The following is a 12,727-nucleotide window of genomic DNA, read 5'->3' as shown; positions in this document are numbered from 1 at the left end:
GGGAGATAAATCAGGCTGGTTTAACCTCAATCCCGGTCAATCGCGAATGGCTGCCAGGCCTGGCGCACCGGCATCACTTCTACACGGTTGATATTCATATGATCCGGCAGGGTGGCGATATAAAACATCTGCTCCGCGATATCCTGCGCACTCAGAGGGGTGGTACCGCGATACAGATTATTGGACGCCGCCTGGTCGCCTTTGGTGCGCACGAGGGTAAATTCGGTCTCGGCAATGCCCGGCGCCAGATCGGTCACCCGCACCCCGGTGCCGAGTAAATCGCAGCGCAGGTTGTAGCTGAACTGTTTGACAAACGCTTTGCTGGCGCCGTAAACATGACTACCCGGATAGGGCCACTGACCGGCAATAGAGCCGATATTGATGATGCTGGCGCCGGCACCGTGCTGAATCAGCGTCGGTAGCAGCGCGTGGGTGACGTTAACCAGGCCGGTCACGTTGGTGTCGATCATCGTTTTCCAGTCCTGCAGGTCGACCTTCTGCGCCGGCTGCGGCGCCAGCGCCAGCCCGGCGTTGTTAATCAGCGTTTTGATATCGGTAAAGGCGGCAGGCATCCCGGCCACCGCGGCGGCAACGGCCTCGCTGTCGCGCACGTCCAGCTCGATAATATGTACCGGTACCAGCAGGCTCAGCCGGTCATACAGTTTTTGCAGGCGCGCCAGACGACGCCCGCTCAGCACCAGCGACCAGCCCGCCTCGGCAAACACCTGTGCCGCCGCCTCTCCAAAACCGGAGGTGGCCCCGGTAATAAACACTACGTTGTTGGTGGTCATTTCACTCTCCTGTGCGCATTGTTGCCCTCACTATAAAAACGCCGCGCGCGGCGACACAGGGCCAGTTGTCCGGTGGCGTTGTGACACGGTGTCACAACCTTTTCGAGCGACTGGCTCTATCCCTTTTACCGCCGGGCGACCAATGATGAGGCGAACAACAATGACATCAGAGGGCAGGGTATGAAGCTGGCAATACAGAACGATGTAACGGTAAGCAACGATGACGTTCGCCAACTGGATCGCGCTTATGTTTTTCATTCGTGGTCGGTACAGGGCAACATCAACCCGCTGGTGATTGCCGGGGCCAGGGGCTGTGAATTGTGGGATTATGACGGTAAAACCTACCTTGATTTCAGCAGTCAACTGGTTAACGTCAATATCGGCTATCAGCACCCGCGCGTGCTGGCGGCGATGAAAGCGCAACTGGAGGAGCTGGTGACGATTGCGCCGGCGACCGCCAACCTCGCTCGCGGCGAAGCGGCGAAACGCATCGTCGAGCTGGCGCCGGAAGGCTTCAGCAAAGTGTTCTTCACCAATGCCGGGGCCGATGCCAACGAGAACGCCATTCGCATGGCGCGGCTGTACACCGGGCGCGATAAAGTGCTGTCGGCCTATCGTTCATACCACGGCAATACCGGCAGCGCGATCGCCGCCACCGGCGACTGGCGTCGTGTGCCGAACGAATACTCGCGCGGCCACGTGCACTTTTTCAACCCGTATCTCTATCGCAGCGAATTTAATGCCACCACCGAAGAGGAGGAGTGTCAGCGCGCGCTGGCGCATCTGCGCCGCATCATTGAGTGCGAAGGCCCTGGCGCCATCGCCGCGATTTTGCTGGAGTCGATTCCCGGTACCGCAGGCATTCTGGTGCCGCCTGACGGTTATATGCAGGGCGTGCGGGCGCTGGCCGATGAGTTTGGCATTGTGCTGATCCTTGATGAAGTGATGGCCGGGTTTGGCCGAACCGGCAGCTGGTTTGCCTTCGAGCAGGATGGCGTGGTGCCGGATCTGGTGACCTTTGCCAAGGGGGTTAATGCCGGGTACGTGCCTGCGGGCGGCGTGCTGATTAGCGATCCGATTGCCCGCTATTTTGACGATCACTTCTTTGCCGGCGGTCTGACCTATTCCGGCCATCCGCTGGCGATGGCGGCGATTGTGGCGACGATCGATGCCATGAAAGAGGAGAATATCGTGGAAAACGCGGCGCAGATGGGGAATCAGGTCCTGCGTCCGGAGCTGGAAGCGCTGGCGGAAAAACACGCCATTATCGGTCATGTCCGCGGCCGCGGCCTGTTCCAGGCGCTGGAGTTGGTTAGCGACCGTGAACGCAAAACGCCGTTAACCGCAGCGGATATGGCGGCGATTAAGGGGGCGTTAACCGAAGCAGGTCTGCTGACCTTTGTGGTGGAAAACCGCATTCACGTGGTGCCGCCCTGTACCATCAGCGCCGGGCAGATTGCCAAAGGGCTGGCGATTTTTGACAGCGTATTCGCCCGCTTTACCGAGCTGGCGAAATAAACCAACGCGGGTCCCGGATAGCGGCGTAAACGTCTAATCCGGGCTACCTGACCGCACGACCCCGTAGCCCCGGTCAGCGCAGCGCCACCGGGGAATATTTCCGGGCACCTGTGGGCAACCACCCGGATGGCGGCGCAAGCGCCTAATCCGGGCGACCCGAGCGCACGACCCCGTAGCCCCGGTCAGCGTAGCGCCATCGGGGAATATTTCCGGACACCTGCGGGAACCCACCCGGATGGCGGCGCGTGCGCCTAATCCGGGCTACCCGAGCGCACGTCCCTGTAGCCCCGGTAAGCGCAGCGCCACCGGGGAATATTTCCGGGCACCTGTGGGAACCCACCCGGATAGCGGCGTAAACGCCTAATCCGGGCTACCTGACCGCACGCCCCTGTAGCCCCGGTCAGCGCAGCGCCACCGGGGAATATTACCGGCCCCCGGCGGGAAACCACCCGGATGGCGGCGCGCGCGCCTAATCCGGGCTACCTGGCCGCACTCCCCTGTAGCCCCGGTCAGCGTAGCGCCACCGGGGGATATTTCCGGACACCAGCGGAAAACCACCCGGATGGCGGCGCGAGCGCCTTATCCGGGCTACCTGACCGCACGACCCCGTAGCCCCGGTAAGCGCAGCGCCACCGGGGAATATTATCGGCCCCCGGCGGGAAACCACCCGGATGGCTGTTACGTCATCCGGTGTTCGCCCTGCATCAGCGCCTCGCGGTCAAAGAAGCGCTGAATGACCCCTTCGGCCATAAATGCCGCCCGATCTGACATATGCGCAATCACATCGGCATCATGGCTGACCAGCAGATAGGTCATGCCGTGCTCCTGCTTCAGCCGGTTCAGCAGATTGAGAATTTCCGCCTGCACCGACATATCCAGCGCCGAGGTGGGCTCATCTAACAGCAGGATCTGCGGGCGCAGCAGCAGCGCCCGCGCGATAGCCACGCGCTGGCGCTGGCCGCCGGAAAGCTGATGCGGATAACGACGCGCGGCGTCGGCGGGGAGCCCCACATGTTGTAGCGCGGTAGCGACCCGCTGCTGGATAGCGTCGAGACCGTGGATTTTCAGCGGTTCAGCCAGGGTTCGCCACAGCGTATGGTTGGGGTGCAGAGAGGCATAGGGATCCTGAAACACCATCTGCACATTGCGGCGCAACTCGCCCTGAAAACGCACCCCGGGGGCTATCGCTTTGCCGAACAGCTGAACGTCGCCGCGCCACTCGCGCTGTAGCCCGGCGAGAACCCGCAGAATCGTCGATTTTCCGCAGCCGGAGGCGCCGATCAGGCTAAACGTTTCCCCGGCCTCAACGCGGAAGCTGGCAGCGGACACCGCCGTTTTTTCCGCAAAAATGACCTGCAATGCGTCGAGATTAACGACTGCCATGCGCCGCCTCCGTAAAGTCCTGCGTTCTGTCGAGAGTGGGCAGCATCTGGCCGTAGGTGCTCGCATCGGGACGACAGGTCCACAGCGTACGGGTGTAGGGATGCGTCGCCTGAGGCAGCTCGCGGGCGGGCATCTCATCGACCTGTGCGCCCTGATACATCACCAGCACCCGGTGGCAATGCTCCGCCACCAGCGGCAGATCGTGGCTAATCAGCAACATTGCCATTTGCCGCTGCTCGCACTGTTCCACCTGCAGTTCAAGGATCTGATTGCGCAGGCGGGAATCGAGCGCCGAGGTCGGTTCGTCGGCAATCAGCACTTTCGGGTTGTTCAACAGCGCGATGGCGATCATCACCCGTTGTCCCATTCCGCCGGAGAGTTCGCCGGGGTAGCGGCTGAGTACGGGTAAATCGAGGCCGACGGCGGCAACGGCAGCTTTCACCACCTCCAGCCGCATGCGGCGGCTCAGGCGCTGATGCAGCGTTAAGGCCTCTTCCAGCTGTGCCTGAATGGTCTGCACCGGATTCAGCGCATAGCGCGGATCCTGCAAGACCATGGCGATATCGTTGCCGCGCAGCGCACGCCAGCGGCGAGCGTTGAGGGTCAGAAGATCGTGCCCCAGCACGTTCAGCGTTTCTGCGCTGACCACGCCCGGGCGACGCACCAGCCCCATCAGCGCGCGGGCGGTCATCGATTTGCCGGAACCGGATTCGCCCACCAGCGCCAGCCGCTCGTTGCCGAGCGTAAAGCTGAGGTTATTCACCACCCGGGCAGAGGGATAGTCGATGGATAGCCCCTGAACGGTGAGTCGGGTATCAGTCATGTTGCGGCTCCAGAACATCGCGCAGGCCGTCGCCCAGCAGGTTAAAGGCCAGGCTGGCTATCAGGATCACCGCCCCGGGCGCGGCGGCAATCCACCACTGATCGAAAATGACCTGCATTCCGTCGGCGATCATCGCCCCCCATTCCGCCATCGGCGGACGCGCGCCGAGACCGAGGAAACCGAGCCCGGCGGCGGCGAGAATAATGCCGGCGAGATCCAGCGCCAGGCGCACGATGGCGGAGGGCAGACACAGCGGCAAAATATGGCCAGTCAGCAGCCGCCAGCCGCGAATGCCCATCATCTCCGCCGCAGCCAGATAATCGCTATGGCGCAGGCGCTGAATTTCGCTGCGCGCCTGGCGAGCGTAGGCGGGCCAGGTGGTGAGCGCCAGCGCCAGCGCGCCGTTAACCAACCCCGGCACCAGCATGGCGACAAAGGCAAAGGCGAGGATCAGGCGCGGCATTGACATCACCACGTCGGTAAACCGCATCAGAATACGCTCCAGCCAGCCGCCATAATAGCCGGAAAGAATCCCCACCAGCAGACCGGCGGGGAGCGTAATCAGAGTGACTAACGCCACCAGCCCCAGCGCCGGGCGCGCGCCGTAAATCAGGCGAGAGAGCAGGTCGCGGCCATAGCTGTCGGTGCCGAGCCAGTGCCGGGCATCGGGGCTTTGCAGACGAGCCGCGGCATCCTGCCAGTTGGGATCGAGCGGCGCCAGCCACGGCGCGAACAGCGCCACCAGCAGGAGCAGCGCGATAACGATCAGCCCGCAAAAGGCGGCGGGGGAGCGACGCAGACGACGCAAAAACAGATAAGCCGGCATCAGCGCACCCTCGGGTCGGTCAACCGCACCAGCAGATCGGTGAGGTTATTAATGAAGACAAAGCTGGCGCCAATCAGCAGCGTACCGCCCATGATCGCCGTGGTATCGCCGGCAAACAGCGCGGTAGTCAGGTAGCGGCCAATCCCCGGCCACGAGAAGACGGTTTCCGTCAGCACCGCGCCTTCCAGCATCGAGGTCCAGGCCAGAGCGATCACCGTCAGCAGAGTGCCGCGAATGTTGGGGAGCACGTGACGCAGCAGAATCGTCATTTCACTGGCCCCTTTGGCGCGCGCCAGCAGGATGTACTCTTTGTTCATCTCGCTGAGGCAGGCGGAACGCGTCAGGCGGGTGATGCTGGCCAGCGAATAGTATCCCAGCAGCAGCACCGGCAGCAGCAGATGGCCAATGGCGTTTTTGAACGCCTCTTTATCGCCGGAGAGCCAGGTATCAATCAGCACGAAGCCGGTCCGCGGTTCTACGGTATATTGATAGATATCGTCCAGTCGGCCGGGCCCCGGCGTCCACTGCAATTTGGCGTAGAACAGCGCCAGCATCAGCAGCCCGAGCCAGAAAATGGGAACCGAGTTGCCAATCAAGGTCAAGGTACGGACCGCCAGATCCCACGGGGAACCGGCGTAACGGGCGCACAGCACGCCGGCAATCACCCCGAACAGCGCCCCGACGATCAGCGCCAGGGTGGCCAGTTCGAGGGTGGCGGGAAAGGTGGCGAGCAGGTCGTGCAGTACCGGCTGGCCGGTGGAGCTGGCGGTGCCGAGGTCGCCGTGGGCCAGATTAACCAGATAGTGCCAGAACTGTACCGGCAGCGGGCGATCGAGCCCGAGCTGGTGGCGAACCTGATCGTAGGTCGACTGGCTGGCATGATCGCCGACGATTTGCAGCACCCGATCGACAGGTGAAAACGCGGAGAGGGCGAATGTGACGAGCAACAGCCCGAAGAGCGTGAGGAGCAGGGTAAGCAGCCCCTGTAGCACGCGCCTGGAAAAATGTGGCATGGAAGTCTCTTCATGCCGGGAGACGGCTTCGCCTTACCCGGCCTACAAAAAACGAGAACCCGGGCCGGGTAAGCGCAGCGCCACCCGGCAACAAGAGAAATTACTTGGTGACGTTATCGTACCAGACCATATCGGCGTTGAGGCCCTGCTGATAGCCTTTGACGTTATCGCGGACCACGATCTGCGTTTTCCCCTGATCAACAAATACATATGGCGAACTGCGCTGCAGCTCTTCCTGCATTTTTTTGTACAGATCGAGGCGTTTTGCCGGATCCGCTTCGGCGACCGCCGCCTGGGTTTCTTGATTCAGCTGCGGGATCTGCCAACCGTTGAGACCGGCGACGGTGCTGGATTTGCCATCATTCCACGCAAAGGCGCTGGCGTTGGAGTGGGCGTCAAAATAGTCCGGGAGCCACAGGCGAATCGCTGCCTGGTGCTGCTTCGCGCGCACGCGGGCATACACCTGGCTGCCCGCGGCCGGCAGCAGGTCAATCTTCACGCCGCCCTGGGCAAAGCTGGCCTGCATCGACTGGGCGATAGTAATGAACGGCGGTTTGTTCTCGACATCAAGAGTGAAGTGCGCGTCCTTAATCCCCGCTTTGGCGAGAATCGCTTTGGCCTTCGCCGGGTCAAATTTGAACGGATTATTATCCAGCGCCCCCGGCAGACCAACCGGCAGGAAGCTCTGATGTACAAAATACTGGCCCTTAAGCAGATCTTTGGTGATGCCGTCGTAGTCCACCAGCCAGCGCGCGGCTTCCCACAGGGCCGGGTTTTTCAGCAGCGGGTTAGCGCTGTTGCCGGTGTTGAACGCCAGCTAGTTCTGCTCGGCGGAAGGAATGCTCAGCACCTTAACGCCGGGTTTTCCCTGCAGGGCGGCTATCTGATCGGCGCCGAGATCGCGGGCGATATCGGCATCACCCTGTTGAATCAGCAGGCGGCGAGAGGCCGGATCGGGGACGTTTTTAATAATGATACTTTTCAGCTTCGGTGCGCCGGTAGGCGAGCTGTCGTTGGCCTCCAGCACGATGGCCTGATGCGGCTGATAGACGCGCATTTTGAACGCGCCGCTGCCCGCCGAGTGCATTTTCAGCCAGCTGTTACCGAAATCGTTGTCTTTAACGTTCGGCGCCACCAGCTTCTCATCCACGATGGAGGCGATCGGCGTGGAGAGAATATTCAGCGCCACCGCCGGGCTGACGTCAGCGGTCCAGTGCAGTTGCAGCGTATGGTCATCGACCTTTTTCAGCTGGCTGGCGATGTTGTCCGGCTGCCAGCCGAGGACGTTGAGGATAAACGCGGGGGACTTATTCAGCGTCACCGCGCGGGTGTAGGAGAAAATAATATCTTCCGGGCGCAGCGGATTGCCCGAGGCGAATCTGGCATCGGGCTTCAGCTTGATGGTCAGCGTTTTCGCCGCCGGGTCAGCCTGCCAGCTTTCGGCCAGAATCGGGGTGATTTTTTCAGGGTTATCGCGATCGGGCTGAACCAGGCGCTGATAGAGGCTCGGTACCGTCTGAATGCTGGAAAGCTCATTGGCTTCTGCCGGGTCGAGGCTGACGATGTCGTCGAGACCCTGGGCAACGACCAGGGTGGAGGGCGGTGTCGCAGCATGGACGGCGGCGGAGAGTGCGGTCAGCACCAGTAAAGACAGCAGTTTTTTGGTCATGTGCAATCCCTGAAAAAATGTTGTTTTGATTATTTATGCTTCGCTACGTTAGGCCGCTTCACCGCAGTCGTAAAGTCAAAATGCGGATAAGCTTATGCATAAAAAGAATAATTCATGGCGCTGGGTTATTAATCAAAATAAGCGGCGGCGCGCTTTCTGTCCGTCGCGCTTCTTGATATAACAATTTCATTACAATTCAACGGGGTGCGGGCATGCCGGAAATCAATCAATTTGGTCAGGTGGTGAATGATGTTGTCGCAGACTGGCAGGGGGCCAGAGTCCTGAAACGCACGCCGTTAAACGGGCGCTTTTGTCGGCTTGAACCGCTAGACGTTCAGCGCCATGCCGCCGCTCTGTTTGCCGCCTACGCGTTGGGGGATGAGAGCGACTGGACATGGCTGGCCAGCTCCTGCCCGACGAGCGTCGAAGCCACGGCCCACTGGGTGGCAGGTAAAGTCAACGATGACGCGCTGGTGCCGTTTGCGGTTATCGATCTGCAGACCGAGCGGGCGGTCGGGCTGGTCAGCTATATGGCCATCGATCGGGCAATGGGGACCGTTGAAATCGGCCATGTGACCTGGTCGCGGCAGATGAAGAATACGCCGCTGGGCACGGAAGCGGTGTGGCTGTTGTTGAAAAACGCCTTCGGGCAGGGCTATCGCCGGCTGGAGTGGAAATGTGATTCGATGAATATCGCTTCACGACGAGCGGCGGAGCGTCTGGGCTTTACCTGGGAGGGCTGTCTGCGGCAAAAAATGGTGCGTAAAGGGCGCACCCGTGACAGCGATCAGCTGTCGATAATTGATAGTGAATGGTCGGAGCGGGATGCGGCGCTGCGCGCATGGCTGGCGGTGGAGAATTTTGATGGTGAAGGGAGACAGGTGAAGCGACTGGAGGATTTGCGCTCATAGCCGCTTGCTGGCAACGGGCGTTGTCCGGAGTTGCGCTGAATTGCCAGAAATTGCCAGAAATTGCCAGAAATTGCCGCAGAATTGCCCGGCGGCGCTTCGCTTGCACGGGCCTACAGGGCTGGCACAGGCCTGAAGGTCCGGTCACTGGCACGGACCAGGTTTGTAGGCCGGGCAAGGCGCCAGCCGCCGCCCGGCAGAAGGGCAGGGGTGCCAGCACAATAGCCGGAGCCGCTTGTTATCGACCCCATATTGGCGTTGCCGCGGAATTGCCCGGCGGCGCTTCGCTTGCACGGGCCTACAGGCAGGCGCAAGCCTGAAGGTCCGGTCACTGGCACAGACCAGGTTTTGTAGGCCGGGCAAGGCGTCAGCCGCCGCCCGGCAGAAGGGCAGGCACAGATCTGAAGATCCGGTCACCGGTTTAGCGCGGATGCGCCGATATGTTCTGCTTACCAGCAGATAAACCCGCCATCGACGACCAAATCAACGCCGGTACAAAATGAGGCCACCGGGCTGGCGCTGAGGGGGGGAAGTGGCGGTGACCTGCAATGCCGCGCCATTTTTGGTTTCCCGCGCCAATGAACAGATCAAAGTCGATGTCTGTTACAATTACACCAACGTCAAATTATTTGGTCTGAATGCGGGAGCCAGCTATGGCAGGCTATTATCGCCCTCGCCAAAACAATCTGTTGAGCCCGGATGACGTTTCCCCCGTGCGGTCCTGACCGTGCGGGTTTCTTCCTTTATTACCGGTGTTGCGTCTGGCAAAGCGTGATGACGTAGGGCTCATCCAGCAGCCAATGTACCCGGAACACCTGCTGCGCAAACCGCAACGTGGCGACCTCGCCCTGAATGTCGGTTATCCGAAAGTCCATAAACCCTGTTCCTGGCTGCTGTGCGAGAGGCAGGGCTTTAAATCCGCTCTCTTTCGCCGAAAAAGCCAGCGTCAGGGCCAGTGCAAAGGGCAGTCCGCTGGCCATCAGCACCGCGCGTTCCGGCGGACGAATAATACTGCTCTCCAGCTCCGCCGCCAGCGCGGGGGTAAAGACGTTTTCGATGTCGATCCCGACCGGTCGGTCGGCGACGACGGCCAGCGCGCGGGTGCCGCAGTGGCTGATGCTGCCAGACCACGGGGCAGGCCACAGCGGCTGCCGCTGGTCGCCGATTCCGGGAACGCCTTTCACGCCCGCCGCTTTCAGGGCGCAGGCCGCCGCGATACGTCCGGCAAGGTGTTCCATCTGTCGTTTTCTCGCGCAATTTGCCAGCTGCTGATGGTGGGGAAGCCACAGGATATCGTGAGGCGCAAAGGTGCCGGGGTCGAAATCAATCTGATGCAGGCGATGGCCGGCAAAAAGAAACGTGGAGTGTGTCGTTTGCATAGTGTCATCCTACGTCAGGATGCAGGTGAGGGGATAGCTTTACGGTTGCCCCGTCAGGAGGCCAAATAGCCAGGCCGTCCTCCGGGGGAGAGCGGCCTGGGCTTCAGGCGCGTAATCAGAACTGCGTGTTGACGCTCATATACCAGGTCCGGCCCGATTCGTTATAGGTTTCGGCGCCCGCGCCGTACATATAACCGGTATCGCCGCCGGTGGTCTGGGCATTACCCGCACGCCAGTGGCGCTTATCGAAGACGTTATCCACGCCGCCGGTCAGGCTGACATATTTGGTGACGTCCCAGGTCGCGCTCAGACCGAGGATGCTGTACGGGCTCACCTCGTTCTTCTCACTGCCGGTGACCGGCTGACCTTTGTAGTTATACTTCTTCGGTTCCTGCTTGCCGTACCAGGTGAAGGTCGACTGCACGGAAACATCCTGGTATATCTGCCAGCTCAGGGTCGAGTTCAGCGTATATTGCGGAATAATCGACAGGCGGTCGCCGGTCTCTTTGTTCTTACTCTGCAACATCCAGGTGATGTTGTTGGTCCAGTTAACGGTGTCGCTAACCGGGACGTTCAATGTTCCTTCCAGGCCTTCGACCACCGCTTTCGGTACGTTTTCCCACTGGTAAATATCGGTTTTCACTTTACCCTTACCGGTCTGGGAGATTGGCGCGTAGCCAGCTTCAATCTTGTTGCGGTAGTCGTTACGGAACCAGGTTACCCCGGCCAGCCAGCCGTCGCGTTTAAACTCAAGGCCGATCTCTTTGTTGGTGCTGGTTTCCGCTTTCAGGTCGTCGTTACCCATCATATAGCAACCGGTGCCGGTTGCGCTGGCGTAACAGCCTTGGCCTTTACTGTACAGAATGTAGTTTGGATTGGTCTGGTACAGGCTCGGCGCTTTATAGGCGCGGCCGATGCCCATTTTCAGGGTGAAGTCATCCCCGATCCCCTGAGACAGGTTCAGCGATGGGCTCCAGTTATTGCCCACAATGCTGTGGTGGTCAAAGCGCAGCGCCGGGGTCAGCATGGTGGAGTCGGTTAGCTCAATGTTGTCTTCGGCAAATAGCGAGAAGATCTCCGCCTGCGAATACGGACTGCGGCCGGTGCTGGTTGAACCTGGAATGTCGCCGCCCATAAAGGTCTGGGTGTTGGAGGCCAGATCCTTCATCCGCTGCTGGTTCCACTCGGTACCCAGGGTCAGGTTCTGATTGACCCACAGGTCGAACGGAACGCTGATTTCACTGTGCAACATCACGTCGGACAGGTCGATATCAGAGAACTGATTGCTGCTGAAAATCCCTTCCGTGCCCCCGGCCAGACCTTCGCCTTTACGCGAGTTACGGGTGTGCTCGTACTGCGCCCAGTTGCTGGTGGTGATGCCGTTATCCCAGCCGCCGTTCCAGGTCACCGAGTAAGTCTGACGATAGAGACGGTTGGTCTCTTTGCCGTAGTTTTTCTTCACCAGGTCGTTAGTGTTGGTGTTCTGCGTATCCCCGGCATACAGGTTGCCCTGGCGGCTGTAGCCCGTTTCAAACTCCAGCGAGTTCATCGGCGCAAAGTCCCAGCGCACGACGCCGTTGATATTCTTGTTCTCCACCCCTTCGCGGCCGGCAGGCAGTGTATCGGTGTAAATCCCGGTACGTTCTGACTGGTGGCCCTGGTTGATATCCCAGGCATCGGCCTGAGTTTTATCGAGATTCCCTGACAGGCGGAAGCTGAAGTCGCCGCCCAGCGGGCCGTTCAGGCTGAAGTTGGTGCGTTTGGTGGCGCCTTCATCTTTGTGCTCCGGGGCGTTCATGTAGGTGTTCCATGAACCGTGCCATTGGTTATCACCTTTTTTGGTGATGATATTGACCACGCCGCCCGCGGCGCCGTTGCCGTAGCGTACCGCCGCCGGTCCGCGAATGACTTCAATGCGCTCAATCAGCTCCGGTGGAACCCAGTTGCTATCGCCGCGGGTATCGCGCTCGCCTCGCCAGCCGAGGCGGATGGAGTTACGGCTGGTGACCGGCTTGCCATCAATCAGGATCAGGGTATTTTCCGGGCCCATGCCGCGGATATCAATCTGACGGTTGTTGCCGCGCTGGCCGCTGGTGGAGTTGCCGGTCAGGTTAACGCCCGGCATGGTGCGGATAATTTCGGAGACATCGCGAGCGGGGGGACGTTTACGAATTTCCTCGGCGGTGATCGTCGATACGCCCGGCGCCTGCAGGTTTTGTTCGGCGGCGGTGACCACCATCGTCTCTTCAGCGGCCGTTTTTTTACTCTCGGGGGTCTCTTCCGCGCACAGCGGGAAGGCAACCCCATAAATTCCCAGATTGACCAGCAAGGCCAGGGATTTGATCTTGTTATGCATTTTACGTCCTGCTTTCCGTTGCCGCATGCCCCTGAAACCCCTTCCCACCGGGAGGGGAGGC

Annotated in this window: 10 protein-coding genes and 2 pseudogenes; 4 read left to right on the top strand and 8 right to left on the bottom strand. The window is 60.5% G+C overall.

The genetic code is table 11. From position 1 onward, the window contains the following. Window positions 1–26 precede the first annotated feature (26 nt). Window positions 27–791 (bottom strand): SDR family NAD(P)-dependent oxidoreductase, encoded by a 765-nt coding sequence (locus tag Electrica_RS18470; RefSeq protein WP_141965133.1) that lies wholly within the window; start codon window positions 789–791, stop codon window positions 27–29. A 180-nt stretch (window positions 792–971) separates the two neighbouring features. Between Electrica_RS18470 and Electrica_RS18465 the strand changes: the two genes are divergently transcribed. After that, a complete protein-coding gene (locus Electrica_RS18465; protein WP_141965132.1) occupies window positions 972–2,309 on the top strand; it encodes an aspartate aminotransferase family protein in 1,338 nt (445 codons plus the stop codon). A gap of 453 nt (window positions 2,310–2,762) precedes the next feature. Next, complete coding sequence (locus tag Electrica_RS28465; RefSeq protein ID WP_167686247.1) at window positions 2,763–2,921, top strand: hypothetical protein; 159 nt, start codon at window positions 2,763–2,765, stop codon at window positions 2,919–2,921. Between the two features lie 66 nt (window positions 2,922–2,987). Here Electrica_RS28465 and Electrica_RS18460 read toward each other — a convergent pair whose 3' ends face one another. From Electrica_RS18460 to Electrica_RS18440, 5 genes and pseudogenes are all read right to left on the bottom strand, one after another. Next, on the bottom strand, window positions 2,988–3,692 hold the full coding sequence (locus Electrica_RS18460; RefSeq protein ID WP_141965131.1) for an ABC transporter ATP-binding protein: 705 nt from the start codon (window positions 3,690–3,692) through the stop codon (window positions 2,988–2,990). Continuing rightward, window positions 3,679–4,515, bottom strand: coding sequence for an ABC transporter ATP-binding protein (locus tag Electrica_RS18455; protein WP_141965130.1), 837 nt, complete (start codon window positions 4,513–4,515; stop codon window positions 3,679–3,681). Before Electrica_RS18455 ends, Electrica_RS18460 begins: the two co-directional genes overlap by 14 nt. Then, window positions 4,508–5,341, bottom strand: coding sequence for an ABC transporter permease (locus Electrica_RS18450; protein WP_141965129.1), 834 nt, complete (start codon window positions 5,339–5,341; stop codon window positions 4,508–4,510). Before Electrica_RS18450 ends, Electrica_RS18455 begins: the two co-directional genes overlap by 8 nt. After that, entirely contained in the window at window positions 5,341–6,354 is a 1,014-nt protein-coding gene (locus tag Electrica_RS18445) for an ABC transporter permease (protein ID WP_131047612.1), read from the bottom strand. The genes Electrica_RS18450 and Electrica_RS18445 overlap by 1 nt, the downstream gene beginning before the upstream one ends. Window positions 6,355–6,454: 100 nt before the next feature. Then, window positions 6,455–8,023, bottom strand: a pseudogene (locus Electrica_RS18440) (ABC transporter substrate-binding protein). A gap of 212 nt (window positions 8,024–8,235) precedes the next feature. Here Electrica_RS18440 and Electrica_RS18435 point away from each other — a divergent pair. Then, window positions 8,236–8,934 carry a GNAT family N-acetyltransferase gene (locus Electrica_RS18435; RefSeq protein ID WP_141965128.1) on the top strand — a complete coding sequence of 233 codons (699 nt, stop codon included), beginning with the start codon at window positions 8,236–8,238 and terminating at the stop codon, window positions 8,932–8,934. Window positions 8,935–9,454: 520 nt separating this feature from the next. Beyond that, window positions 9,455–9,601: pseudogene (locus tag Electrica_RS18430) on the top strand (transketolase family protein); the annotation flags it as partial. Window positions 9,602–9,677: 76 nt separating this feature from the next. Here the strand turns inward: Electrica_RS18430 and entD are convergent. After that, window positions 9,678–10,310: an enterobactin synthase subunit EntD gene (entD, locus tag Electrica_RS18425; protein WP_141965127.1), complete on the bottom strand. Its 633-nt coding sequence runs from the start codon at window positions 10,308–10,310 to the stop codon at window positions 9,678–9,680. A 115-nt stretch (window positions 10,311–10,425) separates the two neighbouring features. Then, window positions 10,426–12,666, bottom strand: a complete 2,241-nt coding sequence (locus Electrica_RS18420; RefSeq protein ID WP_141965126.1) for a TonB-dependent siderophore receptor — start codon at window positions 12,664–12,666, stop codon at window positions 10,426–10,428. Between the last annotated feature and the right edge of the window lie 61 nt (window positions 12,667–12,727).

This window comes from Klebsiella electrica, from assembly GCF_006711645.1.
Classification (GTDB): domain Bacteria; phylum Pseudomonadota; class Gammaproteobacteria; order Enterobacterales; family Enterobacteriaceae; genus Klebsiella; species Klebsiella electrica.
Note: the sequence above shows the minus strand (reverse complement) of the source record. Positions and strands in the feature narration are given on the sequence as shown.

Coding starts and splice junctions, on each gene's coding strand:
- Electrica_RS18455 (WP_141965130.1), bottom strand. CDS start 4,515: ATGACTGATACCCGACTCACCGTTCAGGGGCTATCCATCGACTATCCC.
- Electrica_RS18460 (WP_141965131.1), bottom strand. CDS start 3,692: ATGGCAGTCGTTAATCTCGACGCATTGCAGGTCATTTTTGCGGAAAAA.
- Electrica_RS18450 (WP_141965129.1), bottom strand. CDS start 5,341: ATGCCGGCTTATCTGTTTTTGCGTCGTCTGCGTCGCTCCCCCGCCGCC.
- Electrica_RS18420 (WP_141965126.1), bottom strand. CDS start 12,666: ATGCATAACAAGATCAAATCCCTGGCCTTGCTGGTCAATCTGGGAATT.
- Electrica_RS18470 (WP_141965133.1), bottom strand. CDS start 791: ATGACCACCAACAACGTAGTGTTTATTACCGGGGCCACCTCCGGTTTT.
- Electrica_RS18465 (WP_141965132.1), top strand. CDS start 972: ATGAAGCTGGCAATACAGAACGATGTAACGGTAAGCAACGATGACGTT.
- Electrica_RS18445 (WP_131047612.1), bottom strand. CDS start 6,354: ATGCCACATTTTTCCAGGCGCGTGCTACAGGGGCTGCTTACCCTGCTC.
- Electrica_RS18435 (WP_141965128.1), top strand. CDS start 8,236: ATGCCGGAAATCAATCAATTTGGTCAGGTGGTGAATGATGTTGTCGCA.
- entD (WP_141965127.1), bottom strand. CDS start 10,310: ATGCAAACGACACACTCCACGTTTCTTTTTGCCGGCCATCGCCTGCAT.
- Electrica_RS28465 (WP_167686247.1), top strand. CDS start 2,763: ATGGCGGCGCGCGCGCCTAATCCGGGCTACCTGGCCGCACTCCCCTGT.